This is a genomic window from Planctomycetaceae bacterium, from assembly GCA_041398785.1.
Taxonomy (GTDB): domain Bacteria; phylum Planctomycetota; class Planctomycetia; order Planctomycetales; family Planctomycetaceae; genus JAWKUA01.
On sequence record JAWKUA010000009.1, the window covers coordinates 1 to 17,600 of the forward strand.

The window sequence follows — 17,600 nt, forward strand, 5'->3', positions numbered from 1 at the left end:
GAGACCCAGTGTCCGGGGACACTGGGTCTCAGATTCGTTACACGTTCGTGGCGAGTCGCGGTTTCCTAGAACAGGGTACCAACTTCGCCGTTCGACATGCTTCCGGCTCCGCGCCAGATGCCGATGTCAACGTTGTCATTGATAAAGTGGACGCTGCCGTCGCCGAACAGAATCTGAGCGCCGCCGACGTGGTTGCTGGAAACTCCGCGAGCTCCCGGCATGTTGTCAGCCACGTCGTCAACCCACGACACCTGGTCAGCACAAACGCCGGCACCCGTCAGACAGCCCTGGTCATTGGCAGGACCTTCCTGAGGAGCCACCTGGCCCTTGTTGTTGCCCTTGTTCGGGTTTGCAGCGTTCGGCGGATTGAATGTGTCCGCGTGGCAGAAGCCCGTCGTTGCCGCCCACCACTTGCAGCGCTGACCGGTAATGTTGTCGGGACCGCCGCTGTAACGGTTAAACAGCACGCCGCGATGAACTTCACCAACCATGGCCGTGTTGCTGGTGCCGTCCACGACGTCTCGCATCGACGTTCCCGAAAGATTCATCATCCCCCGGACGGCCTGTGGATCAGCAAAGTGGCTGTGGCTGTTCTTGGCGTTGCCGCCGATACCCGCATAGTTGGTCGGCTTTTCCGATCCGACAAACAGCGTGTTGTCGCTGGGGCAAAGGTAGCCGGGAATTGTGGTTCGCAGCAGAACCAGCCGTCGCGTAGCACCCGGAGCAAACGGTCCACACGTATAGATCCCGACGTCAGTTCCCGTGGCATTGGCCGTGTACAGCGGCCCCTGTTCCATCATCGGAAGAATCATGACGCGCCAGCTAAAGCCGGAACCTTCGACCCACCCCGGACAGCCGTCGTAGGCCATCTGGCCGCCGATCTTTCCGGGAGGAAAGACCGAATGCGTATCGTGGTAGTTGTGCAGTGCAAGTCCAATCTGTTTCAGGTTGTTCTTACATTGCGTCCGGCGAGCCGCCTCGCGCGCCTGCTGGACCGCCGGTAGCAGCAGCGCGATCAAGATGGCGATGATCGCTATCACCACCAGCAATTCGATGAGCGTAAATGCCCTTCGAAAACGAGTGAAGCACTTCATGCACAGTTCCTTTCGTCAAGAAAAACACCAGAAGACATGTAGGGTGAATCCACGCACGACACACCTCTCGCGTTATCATCTGTAAGAATCTGAAGGGACGCAAGGGAATGTGAAAATGTTTTTCTGAAATCTTCCTGTCATCTTCGACGTCCGCGTGGCGCCCGATTCCGGCGGCCGGAACACTGAGACGCCCGGTCCCTTGTCCCGGATGAAGTCACACGACGCACTCGACCGGCTCCGACGTTCAGGTCGCCGTTGAATTGTCTGTCCGCAACCTTCGACTCGGTGACTGCCTCCGCGTCGGCTGCGATTCTCGATCAAAACAATTCGCCGCGGTGCTCAGGGCGGCCCCCGCTAAGCCCGAAAGTGACCAGGCCGAAGCGACTCAACAAGGAGACAGAGCGATGGAACTGAACGTCGTTCGACAGTTGCTGGTGGTTTGCGCCGCGGTCGTTATCACGGTTTACGGAACGCATTCGAATGCCGATGACGAGCACCCGCCGGCTCTAACCGGCAGCGTCTCGTCCAATACCGCACCGGGGAACTCACCGCAGGACTCGGAACGCGAACCCGCCGAGGAAGAACACGTTCCGCCGCAGGTCGAGCTGATCGACGGTGGAACGTCGCCGGCAAACGCACTGAAACTCTATGCACAGGCGGCGGCCGCCGGCGATCATGAGGCCGCACTGCTGATGTTCGACCCCGGCGTCCGGTCGCTGTTCAGAACGGAAATGATCGTCGAACGCACGCTGTTCGAATCAACGATTTCGGAATACGCAACATTCGGCGAACCGGATTTCGAACTCGGCGGGACGCTGCAGCTTTACGCGCAACGCGACCTGGTGCGTCCTCGTTCCGCGAAGATTCTGGAAACACGCCGGATCGACGACGACCGGACCGTGATGACCGTCCTGACGACCGAAAAGAGCTACAACGATGACGAAGATATGAGGGTGATCCGCCAATACGTCGCTGTCCGAATGAACGACCGCTGGTATCTCTTCCGGCCGCTCGGATCACTCATCCAGCTCATGCGCGCCTTTGAGCCCGACACGAGCATCCTGCGAATCTTGAGTTATGCGGACGAACCGCTTCGTGAATCCGCTGATTTCGAAGAGCGCTATGAAGTCCCCATCGAAACGATCCACGAAGAAGTCGTCAAGCTGGCAAAAGACGAACAGGTTGCCGCGATGGAAGCAAAAGCCATCACCGCGCGCCGGCGATTCGATTCCGCGATCACACGCCTCATCCGGGGCGACATCACTTCCCGCGGGGACTTCAAAAAGTCCGTCGATTCCGAAACCCTGGGCCTCGACTCGGTCGTCGAACAACAGTTGAACCTGCTGAAAGCCCTGGTCACAAACCTCCAGAACCTCCTGCCGCCTCAGCAGACGCCCGGGCCGCAATAATCGCCCCGCCCCGAAACCTTCCGGTTCCGAAAAGATAAAAATAGCGGTGGAGGGACTCGAACCGGCGAGGAAAAACACAGGGAAAATGTCTCCTGAAGGCACTGGTGGCACACCTGGTGGCACACTTGATGACGACGCCTGCCTGCTCCGTCTGATTCGTGCCTGGCCCGAGCTGACCGACGACGTTCGTCGCACCATTCTGCACGCCGCTGACATCAACATCGGTGTCGATCCCGGTCCGGGTTGAGCCGTCGCGTAACGTCGCGGGGGGCGGTGGGGAAGGAAGTGGTTTGAGGCCCCTCCTCCGTGTGCTTCGGACGTCGGCGACGCTGTTCGGCCGACTTGTTCTTCGGCGTCGGGATCGGTGGTTGTTATCGGCTGCGGGGCCGCAGTCGGTCGGGTAACGGGAGGAAATCGAAGCGGAATGTAACCGTGCCGGGTTGGAGTCCGGCACGGATTGGTGGGTTAGTTGCCGTTCGCCTCGGAGTCGCCGTTGGCGGACTGGCGGTCGGTGATCCAGGAGTGGGCCTGGTCGCTGAGTTTCGCGAGGATCAGCAGGTCGTCCCGGCCGAAGTTTCGCGTGTGTTTCCAGTCGTTGCCGTCGCGGTAGCTGCGGTCGAACTGCACGTTGTAGAACAGATAGCCGTCGCTGTTGCGGTTTTCGAAGATGGCTGCTCCGATGCGACCGATCCGCAGACGGTGAACGGGTTGATTGTTGGTTGTGGTTTCCTGTGACATGACTGTCTCCTTTCGTTGGTGGTTGTGTTGCGGCTGGAACTGCCCAGCCATACGCGTACCTGGCCGCGTTCGGGACCGGTGTCATGGCCCACACGGTCTTTTGGTGCGGGCCGGCCATTGACACCGTCAGGGACCGAATGTGGCATACGCGATTGGACAGGCTGGACAGTTTCAGCTTCCGCAACGCTGACGAACGCCAACGGAGACAGTCCGCAGGAAAGCCGTCTCAACCTGGTCACCGTTCGCCAACCGGATCGCCGCATCGTCGTGTTGCCGCATCTCCGCAAGACCACGGCGACGTGATCTCTCAATTCGACAACCGTGATTCGACGGACGTGATCGCGACGAAGGCAAACGGAACGCCGCTGAACCGACGGCCTCGTTCCCGCTGATCGTGCCGAAGCGACTTCAGGCCGGGCCTGTTCGGAACACATCACCCGTCGACCAGGCCATGCGATTTCGAACAGGCGGCAACCGTCACCAAATCGTCAGCCGGGTTCCGGCCCGGGTTCAGGTTCAGCTCGCTTCTGATCGACGATCCACGAATGCGTCTGATCGCAGACCTTGGCCAGCACGAGCAAGTCGTCGCGGCCGAAGCTCTTCGTGTGCTTCCAGTCATCGCCTTCGCGGTACGCTCGATCAAACTGCACGTTGAAGAACGTCTGCCCGTCCCTCGTGGCGTTTTCGAACACGGCCGCACTGATCCGGCCGATGCGAATCCGGTGGACGGGTTTGTTGTTGGTATTGTCGTCTGACATGGTTGGTTCCTTTCGTTACTCGTTGCGAGCGGCCTCGGTCTTGAAGCCGCCCTTCAGGCATAACGAAGGACCAGATTCGCGAAAGAGTCAACCCCCCTCCTCCCGCGTTGCGATGCGAGATTGTCGGCAGGTTTTTCCAAAACCTGCCCGTCGTCAGCCAAGACGTTATTCCACGTGACGTTGACGCTGCGGTCGAAAGCGTTCACAAAGTTCACACGCTCAACCTGTGCTCGGCCCGGTTTTGGAAAAACCGGGCGACGGCTGGGGACTTGCTTTCGACGAAGCTTTCTCGCCTTAGAACAGCGTGAGCTGCGTGCTGGCGGACGATGCCGACGCCCCGTTCTCGAATCCGTCTGATCGGTCCAATGCGTCGGAAGTCGCTGCGGCCGTCACCGCGTCGGACGTTGCCGTTGTGGTCAACGGCCGCTGTTCCGCTGGCAGCCCCGAGGTTCCCGTGTTGCTGGCGTTAGCCGCTTCACCGTCCGCCGCTTCGTCGAACGTCGTCCCCAGAATCCGGTCGGCCGACTTCTGAGCGGCTCCGGCGGCGGAAACCACCAGCCGCTTGTCGCCCTTCAGCACGCCGATCCAGTTGTTGATGTAAGCCGCGGATTGCTCAATCGTCGGCGGAGAAATCCCGGCGGCGGCACACAGAAACGCGGCGGAGATCTCGGCGACCAACTCTTCGCGGCTGTAGTCCGGCGACCCGAACGGAGCCGGACTCGAGTCCAGCCCGCGATCGAGTCGGCTCGAATGGCCCGTGCTGTGAGACAGCTCATGGTAGAGCGTGCCGTAAAAGTCCTCGCGAGTCGCAAACCGTTCCGGAGCCGGAAGCGTGACGGTGTCACACATTGGACGGTACACCGCTTTCGAACCACCGTATTCGATCTGCGGCCCGTTGACATAACCGGCAACGATTGCTTCGCACTGCTGCAGTGGTTCGAACGGCACGGCTTCGGGATGTTCCGCCGGAACGTCCGGGATCGCGATCCCGTCGATCTGTTCGAGGTTGAACGCCGTGTAGTGTTTCAACACCGGCACGGTGATCTCTTCGCCGGTGGCCTTGTCCTTCGTGTCGTACATTTTCCAGAACGTCACGAGCGACCCCTTCTCGCCCTTCCGCACCGTTCCACCGGCCGCCCGAGCCTGCTTGAACGTCAGCCAGAAGTCAGACGAATAGCCGCTGCTCCACGACTGCATCGTCAGCAGCAGCACGTTAATCCCGCGATACCGCTTGCCGCTGCTGAGATTCTTCGGCCAGCCGTCGCCCGTCCCGCGAGCAATCGGATTTCTCCACGGCACGACGCCCTGTTCCAGATATTCAATGATGCGATCGGTGACTTCCTGAAAGATGTCCCGTCGAAGTTTGTGCGTTCCTTTCGTCATGCCGCCCTACGCTTCCGGGCGGGCGGTTCCTGCTGCTGAAGTCATGGGTCTGCCCTTACTTGTTGGTTGTTGTCGTTCTCCGTTGTGGCACGGTTGCGGCCGAAACCGCAACCGTTTTGTTGCCGTGTTCACAGCCGCTCGGTATCAAAATGCATCGTCGACAGCCGCCGGATGCGTTCGATGTCGTAACCCAGCCGCAGGGCCAGATGCTGCAGATCCGTCATGAGATTGATGATCTGCTCTTCACTGTCCGGCTCGTCAGTCGGCAGCGATTCGCCGTCGTTCGATTTCGCCGTCAGATAAGCCGCCAGCCCGTCAATGGCCCAGTCACCCCGAGCTTCATTGGCGGCGATTCGATCGCGGTGCTGATGAGTTGCTGAGGGTGTCGTGTCGTTTGTCATGGTATGTTCTCCTTTCGTTTGATTGACCATGCAGGCCCCCAGCCGTCCGGTCGACGTTCGCGGAGGCCAGGGTCTACGCGCAGCGTTTTGCCGAAGCTGACCCTCTTGCGGTCTGCTGCAGGCAAACCCTTGCCGCCCGAACGACAGGACGGCACCCTGCATGAACCGTCAATCACAACGAACAGGCGAACGCCCCGGGCAGACAACCACAGCCACCCACCGGTCACGCGCGCGGCGCGGCGTTCTCCGCCACGGTGTTTCAATCCGCGCCCCGCGTGCGGCCCACCGGTCACGCGCGCGGCGCGGCGTTCTCTCGACGACGCAACTGCATTGAGACTCAGCGTCGAACCACCGGCAGTGGACAACCGCCCGAGAATCGTGCTATCCGGCAGTCATGCCTCAGCCAAAACACACCGACGACACGATCCATCACAGCCTGGAAACTATCGACGCCACTCTGACCACCGGCTTCGAAACGCTCACCAGCCACTGGCAATCCGCCACCCGCAAACAACAGGACAACTTCCGCGACCTCGCCGACGCCATCAGCACCCTCTCCGAACAAATCGAAGTCCTCAGAAACGCCGTCGATGACCTCCGCGAAGAAATCCAATGGGGCCAGCAAAACGGCCGCGAGAAGCAACTGGGCGACTCATTCGAAACTGAGGGCAGCGACAATTCCGTTCCAATTCTCCAACTGGAGCCACAACGACAAATGGCTGCCATCCCACGGCCCGATGGCCATCTGTTCTGATTATTCGCGTGAAACGATGCGACACTTGATCGAACCTCGGTTCGTTTGCTCATGTGCTGACAATAAGTGACTCGAGGGTTCGCAACTACTTGGACAATCTCAGTGACTTAAAAGATGCACCGGCCGGTTGCAATGCCACCGTTCCTTGGTTGATAGGGGAGGCGAGGTCTGGCAGACTGCAGCAGCGTATAAATACGGTCATCTGCTGTGAGTGCCGGGAATTGCAGCACAGTTCACCACAGACAACGTTCCGGATGCATTCCACCATGAAACGACAAAGAGTAGCCGGAGAGTTCAACGTGAGTAAGCCCTCGATGCTTGTCTTCGTTCTCGTCGCCGGATTTGCGACCCATTCCGAATGTGCTGTGAGGTCGACCGCCTCAACGTCGCCTCAACAAGCAGTGAAGGAATCGCCGGATTCACCGGCCGGGGTGGTCCGGCGTTTCCTTCTCGCCATGGCAAAACGTGATCTCACGGAACTAGAGGAAGTCGCCTTACCCGATGCGGATCTTTCGTTGCTTGTCAAGAACGATGCCGTCTCGGATGCTCAGCTTGAAGAAATTGGTGCCATTCAGTTTTCGTTTTTGCATCTCGGCGATGAAGTGGCTGTTCCCACGTCGAAGGGACCGGAATCTGTTGTCATGGACAAGAATCGGATTAACGAGAACCGCCAACAATTAACGTACAAGGGAAATCCTATACCATTTGATGTTGTGCGGACAGAAGGCCGATGGAAAGTAAATCCTAGACCACTCATCGCCGCGCGAAAGGCGGCAGCGGCGATTCTTGAACTACCCGACTGGAGCGTCGATGAATCAGAAACAACATCACTGGCGCAACCGTTCAAACTTGTGGGATACCAGTTTCAACCTCCCGCCGGTTTTCGTTTCATAAAATCAGGGAAGCCAGAGGATCAAGTCAACGTGAGTTATTGGGCTGGAAAGATTCGCGAGGACAAATCTTATCCACTCCTGCTCGTGTCCATCCTGACAACGCCTGACGACGGCGCGCAATACACGATCGACCGCGCGATAAAGGAGACACTGGATACGTATGTAAAGGGTCACGAAGCAGCATCCAGCACACCGACGGAGCGCGGCGTGATCAACGGATCTCAGTTCGTTCGAGCGACCTGGGAGGGAGTAGTCCCTGCTGGAGCGCAGAACGGCATGGCTGGTCGCAGGATGCATGCCATCGTTTACATTACAATTCAAGGACAACAAATCATTCAGATTGTGTGCCTGGATGCTGCTCCCCACCATCCAGAGGCACTGGAGCAGGCACACCTCGCCGCTTCAACGTTCCGGGTGTCACGCCGTGACGCAGCCAAATGGTAAATGCAGCCCTAAGCACGTCCACCGGCTCGCTGGATCACAGGAATTCGTAGGCGACGAGATTGCGGGTGCTTCCCTTTTCGCGCAAAGCGCTGGAACAACACGCAGAACTGAAGTCTCGGCTGCGTCGAGTCGGGCGGCTCGACCTTGCGATCGCCTGCATCGCCCTGGAATACGATGCCACCGTCGTGACGAGGAATCGCTCCGACTTCGAACAGGTACGAGGCCTGCAGATTGAGGATTGGTCGGTCTGAACCTTCCGCCGCGGCGGCCCTCGTGGAGCAACGCCGCGGCGGGTTGCTGGTGGTTAGCGTCGACGGTGCAGAACCACGCAGGTATCGTGAAGGCCAGGGATGAAGGAACTGGAATACGTCTTCTTCGACGACGTATTGCCGTGCTGGAAGCGGATGATTTCCGTTGTGGCGGGCCACAGGCCGATGTCGATGGCTCGGACCAGCAGCAGTTGTGATAGCGGCTGGTAGCGACCCCGGTCGCTGAAGCCTCCCAGCAGGACGGCGATCTTGCCGTTCGGCCGCAGGACGTTCAGGCAGTTGCTGAGCACGGCCTGCATCCGGTCCAGAAAGATGTTGAGCGTTGGTGCGTTCGACAGGCAGCCGGGATCCTGACTGTACTGGATCATTTTCCAATATGGCGGATGCAGCCACGCGAAGTCAAAGTCGCCGATGTTGGCATAGGACTCCGGGTCAGCAGCGTCCTGGCCGTGGCGGATGTCCATACTGTGGCAGCGAATCTTGAGCTCCCGGCAAACATCACGGCATGTCCCTCCTCCCGTCATGGGATCCAATACACTGCGAGCTCCGTAGTATTGGATCAGATCCCGGATCAAATAGCCTCCGCAGTTCCCTCGATATCCGGGGTTTCCATAGGGACCGCGGCGGCGTTTGGCGTGGATGCTGGTCAGATGCGGCACCGGGCTGGCGTTGACAGGTGCGGCGGGAAGTTCAATGAGTTGTGACATGGTGAGTCTCCTTTCGTTGTTGGTTTCCACGAAAGGCGGCTGAGGCCGTCAGGCGGGAACTCAAGAGGTCTGGGTGCGGGCCGCCGCGAAGCGGCAACACGGCCTCTTGAATGACCGCCGGTCTCAGCCAGGCTGGAAACGATCAACAACCGAAGGGAGACGACTCCTGCCCTGCTGTGGACTGGATTGCAGGATTTCAGGGATGCCGGGGGTCGGCATTGCGGGATTTCGCCGATGCGGTGATGTGGTGATCCGGCGGGACGATGAAACGTCCGGGACATGACTGCGGTGCGACGTAGTTGTGGCGGGCCGGTTTTGCAGCGATGTGATCCGTCGCCGCTGCAGCGATGTCGTGGATCGGAGAAGTGGCTGTGCGGCGATCCGATGCTGCTGAACTGCGGTTTGGAGGTGGTCCGGCGTTGCGGTCTTACGGCGTACCGTTTTGTCGCAGCGGATGGGTGCGGCGACACGGCAACTCGTCGGCACGGAACAGCGGTCTTGTGGCGGCACGATTGGTCGGTGTTATGAGTTTGCGGTGAAACGACGGTGCTGGAATGCGGCGTTGCGATCTTGCGGTGAATTTGTTCGCCGGCATTCCGAGGATACTGCTTTGCGGCGGTGCAGAAATCTGTGGCTGCGGTGATGTGGTTTCATGACGTTGCGGAGTCACGGCGAGGCGGGTTCGGTTGCGACGTTCCGGGCTATGCGGCGGAGGACGTCGTTCCAGTCTTCGCCGGGATTGGGCGGGAAGTCCGGGACGATGGCGAGCGGGATGTCCGCCAGGGCTTCGGAGATTTGGGCGGACAGCTTGCGGCCTCCGTCGTCGTTGTCGAGGGCGAGGACGACGATGCTACCGGGCGGCATTTGTTCGGCGGCGGATCTCAGGCAGTCGGATTGCAGCGGACTGATCTGGCCCGCGGTGCTGAAGAATCGGCGGCGGTCGGTGCCTTTGATGGCGGCGTAGCTCAGCAGGTCGATGCCGGTTTCGCAGATGACCATGATCCGGTCGTCGGGGCGTGGTACCGACGAATGCAGGGCCTTGATGCCTCCGGGTGAGAAGCCGGTGAAGTTGCGGTTCTTCAGTTCGAAGCCGCACAGGCCGTCGGCGTTGTGGTGCGGGAACAGGGCGTTGCCGCGACGATCGATGCGGATCCGGTCTGCGAAGATGGGATCGGCCAATAAGGATCGCGGAATGCCGCGTTCGGTTTCCAGATAGGGATGGCTGCCGGCAATCGGCCGGGCTTCCAGCCATGTGGTCAGGACTCGGGCGGCATCGTGTTCGGACGGTTGCAGTTCCATCGGCGATGCTGGCAGATCCCGCGGGAGGAGGGGATTCGGATTGATTCCGATCCATGGTCGCAGCAGTTTTCTGACTTCGCCGAGAGACACCCGGTCCCGTGTCTGGATGAAGTCAATGATTGTGCCGCTGTCGTTGCCCTTCGCGTTGAAGTAGATGAACTGGCCGGTTTTGGATTTGGTCACGATCAGCTTGTCGCCGTTGGGATGTTTCATGACGGCGCTGCTGCGGCTGCTCTGCCGTCGATCCAATACGAAGCCTCGCGACGCCGCGTATTGGCACAGATCGATGCGCTTCATTTGTTCCAGTTCGTCGGACCGTGACTGCATAGTCCGAACGTAGCGCGGTTCCAATATTCGCGCCAAACAAAAAGCGGGGCGATGGGAAACGAGGCTGTGGACAACATTGGCCCGCTCCGGCAACAGGCCTGTGGATAACTTTCGCAAGCCGCTTGCGCGGAAGAGGGGGCCGGTTTACCGTGGAACCGTAACCACGTGCCGCCGCAGGCACAGAAACATGGATGTCATGATTTATGCTCTTTTGAACCAGAAGGGCGGCGTCGGCAAGACCACGCTGGCCATTCATATCGCTGCGGAACTCACGCGGCTGAACCGCCGCGTGTTGCTGATTGATGCCGATCCTCAGGGCAGTGCTCTGGCGTGGTCCAGCGGCCGCGACGAACACAGTTTCAGCGTCGTCGGTATGGCCAAACCGACGCTGCACAAGGCGATCGGTTCCCTGGCCGGCGATTACGACGACGTGGTGATCGACGGTCCGCCGAGAATCGCCGAACTGGCCCGGTCGATCATTCTGGCGTCCGACGTGGTCATCATTCCGCTGCTGCCGAGCCCTCTCGACGTGTGGGCCGCCGCCGAGACCGTCGATCTGATCCGCGAAGCTCAGACGTACCGCGACGATCTGAAGTGCTGCCTGCTGGTGAACCGCCGGATCGTCAACACCGCCATCGGCCGCGACGTGCGGAAGGCTCTGGCCGAACTGAATGTTCCCGTGCTCAAGACCGACGTGGCCCAGCGAGTGGCCTTCGCCGAAACCATGGCCACTGGTTCCACGGTGCTCGACGGTCGGCGGTCCAAGGCTTCGAAGGAAATCCAGAAGCTGGTCAGCGAACTCAGGAGGCTGCCATGACCAAGACTGTGCCGATCACCACGCGAGCTCCCAAACCCGCCGAAGCCGACACCTGGGTTGAAGAAGGTGCCGAAACCGTTCCCGCTCGATTCACGCCTCCGTCCGGCCGCACCAAACGCCTGACTCTCGACATCGACGCCGATGCTCACCGAGCTCTGAAAATGCACTGCGCGAAGAATGACCGCCAGATCGCCGAATTCATCCGCGAACTCATCTCCCGCGAGATCGATGCCGCCAATTGGGAGTAGGGGAGTCATGGCCGCAGAACCGGGTCATCGCCAATCGTTTCAGGCTGCAGCAGACGGCAGCACAGATCCAATGCCGGTCCATACAACCCGACGCCGCGATTGGGCAGCTTTCAAGTCGGACCTGGAAGCACTGGCAGCGGCGATCAATGATCCCGAAACTCCGACCAGTCCTGCCTGGATCAAACGGCAGGCCATCGCCATCGCGACTAAGCATCATTCGCTGTTCGACACCGTCATCCACCACGTCCGCCGAATTCTGGAAACGGAATACAACCGGCCGGAACGGCATTCCCATAACGACTCGCGCCCGGAACTCCGTTCGTCCTGACCAGGTTGACATATGGCGTTCAACAGCAAAGCTTGACCAGATGTACCATATCTGGTACTATCAGCTATGAAGAAGCTCAAGCGAATTGAAGCGGCCTTCTTTCAGTTGGGGTCCGGGAAGGAACCCGTGCGGGATTGGCTGTTGTCGCTGACGCCGGACGATCGCAAAGTGATCGGTGATGACATTCGCACGGCCGAATTCGGCTGGCCGATCGGAATGCCGCTGTGTCGGGCGATCACCGGTCGACACGGGCTCTGGGAAGTGCGCAGCAGCCTGTCGTCACGGAGAATCGCCCGAGTCTTCTTCTGTATCAAAGACAACAGGATGGTGCTGTTGCACGGCATCATCAAGAAAACGCAGCAGACACCGGTCCAGGACCTGGACCTTGCCGAACGGCGAAGAAAGGAACTGACATGAGCAAACGCAAACCACGTATTGGATCGTCGTTCGAATCGTTCCTGCAGGAACAGGGAACTCTGACCGAAACCACGAACCGGGCGATCAAGCGAGTGATCGCGTTCCAGCTTCAGGAGGCCATGGAAAAGGAATCGCTGTCGAAGAACGCTCTGGCCGAACGAATGAACACCAGCCGCTCACAGCTCGACCGCATCCTGGACCCGGACAACGACGGTGTGACGCTGAAAGCCCTGGCCAGCGCCGCCAAAGCCGTCGGCCGCGAACTGAGCATCGGGCTGAAGTAGGGGAATCGCGCCGCCGAGACCGTGCGTCACTCAAAGCGCTTGAAGCACCGCACGCAGACCACATCGTCATTCGGCCAGTCGTTGAAGATTCGGTGAAAGCCGAACAGGCAGCACAGTTTCATGAACATCGTCGTTGTTCCTCCATGTTGGTTTCCTTGTCATTCGAGCGCGAACAGCGGGTGATCGGGATCGGACCTGGCTTGGTCGCAGTGGAACACGCGGCACATCAGCGGGCGGGTTTCATGGATGGTGCACAGGTTCGTCGCAGCGTCCAGAAAATGGCAGGCCAGGCCGTGGCTGCGGTCGTTCAGCAGATAGCCTTCGATCTCATCGTCGAAGCCTTTGATCGGTCGGCATTCCTGAGCAATCCGGGGTTCTCGAGCCGCATCCCGCAGATCCGCTTCGAGAACCAGGCTCCGGCAGCAGTCACCGCAGCGGCATTCGCAGTCGACGGCATGTTCCCGCTCGATGCACGCGCCGCACTCGTCCGGGTCGTGTTCGCCGTCTTCGTCGAGTTCGTGCATGTCGCCGATCATAACCACACGCTGCCTCGATTCGCCGGCACTTTCAAGACCTGCATCGCAGGTTCGCAATCCGCAAACGCGTCGCGGAGGAGGGGCCATTCGCAACACGGCTCGGCCATCCCGCCGCCAGCCTTCCTTTTCCCATTGCCCGAATCGCCGCTGCTCTGCGGCCATGACATCGGCACGATCTGAACGCCGCCCCGCCTCAACTTATCCACAGCCGGTGCGTGTTTGATTCGTGTTAAGGAATCGTGTTACGCCTGGGGACAACCATCCCAAGCGGTTGAATTCACAAAGCAATCTCATTCGGCCGGTGGGTGAACCATCGAAACTCAGTGTGTGAACCGTCGAACGACGGTGTGCAAACCATCGAAGGCTGGCATCGCGGTGGGAAAACTATCGAATCGGCGTGTGTGAACTGTCGAAATCGGCGGCTGACGGTGGGAGATCCGTCGAAGTCCGGTGGGTCCACTATCGAAACTCCGCCGCGAGTGGGTGAACCATCGAATTCGGTGGGTGAAGAATCGAAGTCCGCCAGCCGCCAAATCCCGCCGCACCGTGTGTGAACCGTCGAACTTCCGCCGGCGCGGTGGGTGAAGTGTCGAAAGCGCCACAGGCGGTGGGTGAACCGTCGAAACCGGTTGACGGTCAGCGCCGGCCGTGGCACGGTGATTCCCATGATGCCCGATTCCTCACCGACCCGACCGCCGCTGCTGCCCGACCGTCATCCCACGCCGGACTTCTTCGTCATCGACGTGTTCGACGCCGCTCCCAAGGGCGACATGGCCAGCATGGAACACCCCATCTTCAGCCTGTCCACCAAACCCGACCACCGCATCCGCCGCTACGAACACAACGGCAAGTTCGTGGAAATCAAACCGTCGGCCGACGGCCTGGCCACCGTCCACGACCGAGACGTGCTGATCTACTGCATCTCACACCTGATCGCCGCCCTGAACGCCGGCCGCGACGTTTCGCAGACGATCCGCTTCAAGGCTCACGACCTGCTGAAAGCCACCAACCGCATGACCAACGGCCAGTCCTACGAAGCCCTCAAGGCGGCCTTCGAACGCCTGTCCGGCACTCGCATCAGCACCAACATCGTGACGGGCGGGAAGGAAGAATTCGAAACCTTCGGCATCATCGAACGAGCCCGCATCGTGCGAGAAACCCGCGACGGCCGCATGCAGGAAGTGGAAGTCAAGCTGTCCGACTGGGTGTTCAACGCGATTCATTCGCGAGAAGTGCTGACGCTGCACCGCAACTATTTCCGGCTGCGAAGACCGATTGAACGCCGCCTGTACGAACTGGCGAGAAAGCATTGCGGCCGCCAGTCCGAATGGCGAATCTCGCTGGACCTGCTGCGCCGCAAGGTGGGTTCCGGCTCGACGCTGAAGGAGTTCAAACGCCTCGTCAACCGAGTCATCGCCGACGACCTCCGCAACAGCCACATGCCCGACTACACGCTGCGACTCGAAGAACGCCCGTCCCCCGACGACGACATCATCATCTTCGAAAACCGAGGCCAAATCCCCGCCGCCCTGTCACCGGCCAATGCCGACACAGCTCCCATCATCCCGCCCCTGAACCCCGACACCTACCACGCCGCCCGTCTGCAGGCCCCCGGCTGGGACGTCCACGAACTCGAACGCCAATGGCGCCACTGGCTCGACCTCACCGAAGCCGAATCGCCCAGAAACCCCGATGCGGCCTTCATCGGCTTCTGCAGAAAATGGCAGGCGAGAAGGGGACGGGAGTGAGAGTGGCACTGTGAACGCTACTTTCGTCCGTGACGCTGGTCCGCTTCGTGCATGTTCGAGACAATGCTTCGGTTGGTCTCACCGACGCAGCTTGAGCACTCGTCTGGGCAACCTCCGGCGCCCCACTGCGAAAAGTGCAACACCTGACGGCATCAGCGAATACACGGTTGTATGACCACCCCGTATCAGGAAGGTCGTGCTCCGTTCAAAGGCTGGACACCATGTTGTTTTCCACGTCAAACTTCACGAAGGTCGCTTGCAATGACTGAGCTTCCGGAGAGTTATGCTCGACATCCCGGATTTCATTGTTCCACGGGCGGGACAGGTATTATCCCTCACCGTAATTTCGCGACGCAGTGCCATACCCTACTTCACGGACGATAGAGTCGGCCCTGCAACCGACCACTGCTGGCGACACCCCGAAATTTCCTGCGACTTGAAATCACGGATTCTATTTGCAATGCCCTTTGTGCGGGGGGCACTATAGGTGGTGTTAATATGCTAAAGCCCTGTCGCGGAGGCCTCGCTGTGGACATCGCTCACTGGCCCGCACGAAACGTTGCTGAGTACGCTTACTGCCCGCGACTCTTCTATTTTATGGAAGTCGAAGGCATTCATGTGAAGAGTGCCGATACTGAGCAGGGGCAGATGGTGCACCGCAGTGTTGATAAGGTCAGCCACACAAAGTCGCTGCCGGATGAATCAGAGTCGGAACCGAAGAAATTCCGCAGCCTCACTCTCACCGATGAAGAATTGCGATTGACTGCCACTCTGGATCTGGCCGAAGTCTCCGGTCACGTCGCGACTCCAATCGAATTCCGCAAAGGCCGACCGAAACGAATCTACTCCGAAGCGTCTTCCGGACCTCGAAATCGAAAGCAATCCGATGCCCCGGCCAACGTTGAGCCGTGGCCGACAGACCGAGCCCAACTTGGCCTGCAGGCGATACTGCTCGAACGGGCCGGCTATACAGTCCACAAGGCGATGCTGTACTACGCCGCCGAAAAACGGAAACTGTCGATTCCCGTTGATGACGAACTGAAGGCCGAAGCACTCGAAGTCTTGAAGTCCGCTCAACAGTGTGCGGAAGGTCCCCGTCCATTGCCGTTAATCAACGACCCGAAGTGCCCTCGCTGTTCGCTACAGCCGATCTGTCTTCCGGATGAAGTGAATGCTCAGCGCGAAGGATGTCCATCGGTCAATCGAAAACTGTGGCCTCCCCGCGACGATGGTATTCATGTGATTGCCCAGCGAAGAGGAACTCGCGTTGGAGTTCGCGGATCGGCAATGCAAATCACCGAAGCCGATGGTTCACCGCCTCGCAGCATTCCGCTGGCCGGCGTTGAAAGCGTGTCGCTTCTGGGGTCCGTGCAGATGTCGACTCAGGCCATGCACACGCTGGCTGCGAAAAAGATCCCGGTCGCGTTTCTTTCGGGAGCTGGCCGCCTTGTCACGATGCTCGATCCACTGGATTCCGTCAGCGCTGAAACGCGACGCAATCAGGTGCGAGCGTTCGATCAACCGGAACGCTGCCTCAAGCTCGCTCAGGCTCTGATCGCCGCCAAGATACATAACCAGCGGACAATCCTGATGCGAAACGGCGATGGCCTGCCTCAGACGACTTTGGATGGTCTGGCAGAACAGATCGAAAACGCGGTTGCAGCGAAATCGCTGGAATCTCTTCGCGGCCACGAAGGGCAGGCCGCAGCGTTGTACTTCGGTGCATTCGGAAAGGCGTTCAAAACAGCCGCCGGAGCCACCTTCGATGAGCATGGTCGCCAGCGTCGCCCGCCGCCGGACCCGGTCAACTGTGTGCTGTCGTTCGCGTATTCGATGTTGACCCACGAATGCACGGCCGCACTGCGGACCGCAAGGTTAGAACCATCGATCGGTGCGTTTCATGTGTCTCGACCGGGCCGTCCGGCGTTGGCGCTGGACCTGATGGAACCGTTTCGTCCGCTAATCGCGGATTCGATCGCCGTCAGTGGATTCAACCGCAGCGAGTTTCGAGACGGGCATTTCAATCAGACGGCGGCTGGCTGCATGATGACAGATCATGGGCGAAAGGCGTTCTTTGGAGCCTACGGGCGTCGCATGGATCAGGAGGTAACTCACCCGACCTTCGGTTATCGCATGAGCTACCGTCGGATGCTGATTCTTCACGCGCGCATGATCGCCGCCTGGGTCAACAACGAAATCCCCGATCTGTCGTTTCTCACGACACGCTAACACAATGAATTCGTTTAACCCGAGCCAGCGGCGAGGCCTGGAACAACCTCGCCGCTTAAGCAATGTGCGATCGAACGAACAACCTCGCCGTCGGCCTGGGATAAACAACAATGTGCGATCGGATTTGTCCGAGCAACACGGAGGTGCCACTTTGACGGAAGGCACCAGTATGAAACGTTGTTACCTCGTCTGCTACGACATCGCCGATCCGAAACGTCTGCGTCAGGTGTTCAAAATCTGCAAAGGCTACGGTGAACACTGGCAGTATTCGATCTTCTTCTGCGTGCTGAAAGATCTCGATCGAGTCCGGATGCAGGCTGAACTGGAAGAGGTCATGCATCACAAGCAGGATCAGATTCTGATGATGGATCTCGGCCAGGACGAAGCCTCCGCCCGAGGCAACACCATCGCCCTCGGCCAGCCGATGGATGATCCGCTGGAAGGAACGGTGCTGGTGTGATTCTCCTGCCACAGTGAGTAGCGGTGCCTTGTTCCGTAGTCCGAGCCGAGCAACGCG

21 protein-coding genes are annotated in these 17,600 nt (G+C 59.5%); 14 read left to right on the forward strand and 7 right to left on the reverse strand.

The window, feature by feature from the left end:
- Nucleotides 1-65: 65 nt before the first annotated feature.
- The gene (locus R3C19_12075; GenBank protein ID MEZ6061093.1) at nucleotides 66-1,094 is read right to left on the reverse strand and encodes a DUF1559 domain-containing protein; all 1,029 of its coding nucleotides are present in this window, start codon (nucleotides 1,092-1,094) and stop codon (nucleotides 66-68) included.
- A 404-nt stretch (nucleotides 1,095-1,498) separates the two neighbouring features.
- Here R3C19_12075 and R3C19_12080 point away from each other — a divergent pair, with 404 nt between their 5' ends.
- Both R3C19_12080 and R3C19_12085 read left to right on the forward strand, forming a co-directional pair.
- Nucleotides 1,499-2,503, forward strand: coding sequence for a hypothetical protein (locus tag R3C19_12080; protein MEZ6061094.1), 1,005 nt, complete (start codon nucleotides 1,499-1,501; stop codon nucleotides 2,501-2,503).
- Nucleotides 2,504-2,588: 85 nt separating this feature from the next.
- Nucleotides 2,589-2,750: a hypothetical protein gene (locus tag R3C19_12085; GenBank protein MEZ6061095.1), complete on the forward strand. Its 162-nt coding sequence runs from the start codon at nucleotides 2,589-2,591 to the stop codon at nucleotides 2,748-2,750.
- Nucleotides 2,751-2,968: 218 nt separating this feature from the next.
- Here the strand turns inward: R3C19_12085 and R3C19_12090 are convergent, their stop codons facing one another.
- The 4 genes from R3C19_12090 to R3C19_12105 all read right to left on the reverse strand — a co-directional run bounded on the left by R3C19_12090 (nucleotide 2,969) and on the right by R3C19_12105 (nucleotide 5,783).
- The gene (locus R3C19_12090; GenBank protein MEZ6061096.1) at nucleotides 2,969-3,241 is read right to left on the reverse strand and encodes a hypothetical protein; all 273 of its coding nucleotides are present in this window, start codon (nucleotides 3,239-3,241) and stop codon (nucleotides 2,969-2,971) included.
- Nucleotides 3,242-3,729: 488 nt separating this feature from the next.
- Nucleotides 3,730-3,999, reverse strand: a complete 270-nt coding sequence (locus R3C19_12095; protein MEZ6061097.1) for a hypothetical protein — start codon at nucleotides 3,997-3,999, stop codon at nucleotides 3,730-3,732.
- 294 nt (nucleotides 4,000-4,293) lie between these two features.
- Nucleotides 4,294-5,382: a zincin-like metallopeptidase domain-containing protein gene (locus tag R3C19_12100; protein ID MEZ6061098.1), complete on the reverse strand. Its 1,089-nt coding sequence runs from the start codon at nucleotides 5,380-5,382 to the stop codon at nucleotides 4,294-4,296.
- A gap of 128 nt (nucleotides 5,383-5,510) precedes the next feature.
- Nucleotides 5,511-5,783, reverse strand: coding sequence for a hypothetical protein (locus R3C19_12105; protein ID MEZ6061099.1), 273 nt, complete (start codon nucleotides 5,781-5,783; stop codon nucleotides 5,511-5,513).
- A 394-nt stretch (nucleotides 5,784-6,177) separates the two neighbouring features.
- Here R3C19_12105 and R3C19_12110 point away from each other — a divergent pair, with 394 nt between their 5' ends.
- The 3 genes from R3C19_12110 (at nucleotide 6,178) to R3C19_12120 (ending at nucleotide 8,125) form a co-directional block, all read left to right on the forward strand.
- Nucleotides 6,178-6,537 carry a hypothetical protein gene (locus R3C19_12110; GenBank protein MEZ6061100.1) on the forward strand — a complete coding sequence of 120 codons (360 nt, stop codon included), beginning with the start codon at nucleotides 6,178-6,180 and terminating at the stop codon, nucleotides 6,535-6,537.
- Between the two features lie 299 nt (nucleotides 6,538-6,836).
- Nucleotides 6,837-7,874 carry a hypothetical protein gene (locus tag R3C19_12115; protein ID MEZ6061101.1) on the forward strand — a complete coding sequence of 346 codons (1,038 nt, stop codon included), beginning with the start codon at nucleotides 6,837-6,839 and terminating at the stop codon, nucleotides 7,872-7,874.
- A gap of 65 nt (nucleotides 7,875-7,939) precedes the next feature.
- A complete protein-coding gene (locus R3C19_12120; protein ID MEZ6061102.1) occupies nucleotides 7,940-8,125 on the forward strand; it encodes a type II toxin-antitoxin system VapC family toxin in 186 nt (61 codons plus the stop codon).
- Nucleotides 8,126-8,178: 53 nt separating this feature from the next.
- Here the strand turns inward: R3C19_12120 and R3C19_12125 are convergent, their stop codons facing one another.
- Both R3C19_12125 and R3C19_12130 read right to left on the reverse strand, forming a co-directional pair.
- Nucleotides 8,179-8,850, reverse strand: coding sequence for a hypothetical protein (locus R3C19_12125; protein ID MEZ6061103.1), 672 nt, complete (start codon nucleotides 8,848-8,850; stop codon nucleotides 8,179-8,181).
- A 666-nt stretch (nucleotides 8,851-9,516) separates the two neighbouring features.
- Entirely contained in the window at nucleotides 9,517-10,476 is a 960-nt protein-coding gene (locus R3C19_12130) for a DUF3991 and TOPRIM domain-containing protein (protein MEZ6061104.1), read from the reverse strand.
- Between the two features lie 196 nt (nucleotides 10,477-10,672).
- Here R3C19_12130 and parA point away from each other — a divergent pair, with 196 nt between their 5' ends.
- From parA to cas2, 9 genes are all read left to right on the forward strand, one after another.
- Nucleotides 10,673-11,293, forward strand: coding sequence for a ParA family partition ATPase (gene parA, locus R3C19_12135; protein ID MEZ6061105.1), 621 nt, complete (start codon nucleotides 10,673-10,675; stop codon nucleotides 11,291-11,293).
- Nucleotides 11,290-11,541: a plasmid partition protein ParG gene (locus R3C19_12140; protein MEZ6061106.1), complete on the forward strand. Its 252-nt coding sequence runs from the start codon at nucleotides 11,290-11,292 to the stop codon at nucleotides 11,539-11,541. Before parA ends, R3C19_12140 begins: the two co-directional genes overlap by 4 nt.
- 7 nt (nucleotides 11,542-11,548) lie before the next feature.
- Nucleotides 11,549-11,869, forward strand: a complete 321-nt coding sequence (locus R3C19_12145) for a hypothetical protein (protein MEZ6061107.1) — start codon at nucleotides 11,549-11,551, stop codon at nucleotides 11,867-11,869.
- Between the two features lie 66 nt (nucleotides 11,870-11,935).
- Nucleotides 11,936-12,286, forward strand: a complete 351-nt coding sequence (locus tag R3C19_12150) for a type II toxin-antitoxin system RelE/ParE family toxin (GenBank protein ID MEZ6061108.1) — start codon at nucleotides 11,936-11,938, stop codon at nucleotides 12,284-12,286.
- Entirely contained in the window at nucleotides 12,283-12,570 is a 288-nt protein-coding gene (locus tag R3C19_12155) for an XRE family transcriptional regulator (GenBank protein ID MEZ6061109.1), read from the forward strand. Before R3C19_12150 ends, R3C19_12155 begins: the two co-directional genes overlap by 4 nt.
- A gap of 92 nt (nucleotides 12,571-12,662) precedes the next feature.
- On the forward strand, nucleotides 12,663-13,286 hold the full coding sequence (locus R3C19_12160) for a hypothetical protein (GenBank protein MEZ6061110.1): 624 nt from the start codon (nucleotides 12,663-12,665) through the stop codon (nucleotides 13,284-13,286).
- Nucleotides 13,287-13,771: 485 nt separating this feature from the next.
- Nucleotides 13,772-14,854: a replication initiator protein A gene (locus R3C19_12165; protein MEZ6061111.1), complete on the forward strand. Its 1,083-nt coding sequence runs from the start codon at nucleotides 13,772-13,774 to the stop codon at nucleotides 14,852-14,854.
- Nucleotides 14,855-15,352: 498 nt separating this feature from the next.
- The gene (cas1, locus tag R3C19_12170; GenBank protein MEZ6061112.1) at nucleotides 15,353-17,083 is read left to right on the forward strand and encodes a CRISPR-associated endonuclease Cas1; all 1,731 of its coding nucleotides are present in this window, start codon (nucleotides 15,353-15,355) and stop codon (nucleotides 17,081-17,083) included.
- 169 nt (nucleotides 17,084-17,252) lie between these two features.
- Complete coding sequence (cas2, locus tag R3C19_12175; protein ID MEZ6061113.1) at nucleotides 17,253-17,543, forward strand: CRISPR-associated endonuclease Cas2; 291 nt, start codon at nucleotides 17,253-17,255, stop codon at nucleotides 17,541-17,543.
- Nucleotides 17,544-17,600 lie beyond the last annotated feature (57 nt).

Bases quoted from the DNA above. Each gene is read 5' to 3' on its own strand.
- R3C19_12075 (MEZ6061093.1), bottom strand. From the start codon at position 1,094: ATGAAGTGCTTCACTCGTTTTCGAAGGGCATTTACGCTCATCGAATTG.
- R3C19_12080 (MEZ6061094.1), top strand. From the start codon at position 1,499: ATGGAACTGAACGTCGTTCGACAGTTGCTGGTGGTTTGCGCCGCGGTC.
- R3C19_12085 (MEZ6061095.1), top strand. From the start codon at position 2,589: ATGTCTCCTGAAGGCACTGGTGGCACACCTGGTGGCACACTTGATGAC.
- R3C19_12090 (MEZ6061096.1), bottom strand. From the start codon at position 3,241: ATGTCACAGGAAACCACAACCAACAATCAACCCGTTCACCGTCTGCGG.
- R3C19_12095 (MEZ6061097.1), bottom strand. From the start codon at position 3,999: ATGTCAGACGACAATACCAACAACAAACCCGTCCACCGGATTCGCATC.
- R3C19_12100 (MEZ6061098.1), bottom strand. From the start codon at position 5,382: ATGACGAAAGGAACGCACAAACTTCGACGGGACATCTTTCAGGAAGTC.
- R3C19_12105 (MEZ6061099.1), bottom strand. From the start codon at position 5,783: ATGACAAACGACACGACACCCTCAGCAACTCATCAGCACCGCGATCGA.
- R3C19_12110 (MEZ6061100.1), top strand. From the start codon at position 6,178: ATGCCTCAGCCAAAACACACCGACGACACGATCCATCACAGCCTGGAA.
- R3C19_12125 (MEZ6061103.1), bottom strand. From the start codon at position 8,850: ATGTCACAACTCATTGAACTTCCCGCCGCACCTGTCAACGCCAGCCCG.
- R3C19_12130 (MEZ6061104.1), bottom strand. From the start codon at position 10,476: ATGCAGTCACGGTCCGACGAACTGGAACAAATGAAGCGCATCGATCTG.
- parA (MEZ6061105.1), top strand. From the start codon at position 10,673: ATGATTTATGCTCTTTTGAACCAGAAGGGCGGCGTCGGCAAGACCACG.
- R3C19_12140 (MEZ6061106.1), top strand. From the start codon at position 11,290: ATGACCAAGACTGTGCCGATCACCACGCGAGCTCCCAAACCCGCCGAA.
- R3C19_12145 (MEZ6061107.1), top strand. From the start codon at position 11,549: ATGGCCGCAGAACCGGGTCATCGCCAATCGTTTCAGGCTGCAGCAGAC.
- R3C19_12150 (MEZ6061108.1), top strand. From the start codon at position 11,936: ATGAAGAAGCTCAAGCGAATTGAAGCGGCCTTCTTTCAGTTGGGGTCC.
- R3C19_12155 (MEZ6061109.1), top strand. From the start codon at position 12,283: ATGAGCAAACGCAAACCACGTATTGGATCGTCGTTCGAATCGTTCCTG.
- R3C19_12165 (MEZ6061111.1), top strand. From the start codon at position 13,772: ATGATGCCCGATTCCTCACCGACCCGACCGCCGCTGCTGCCCGACCGT.
- cas1 (MEZ6061112.1), top strand. From the start codon at position 15,353: ATGCTAAAGCCCTGTCGCGGAGGCCTCGCTGTGGACATCGCTCACTGG.
- cas2 (MEZ6061113.1), top strand. From the start codon at position 17,253: ATGAAACGTTGTTACCTCGTCTGCTACGACATCGCCGATCCGAAACGT.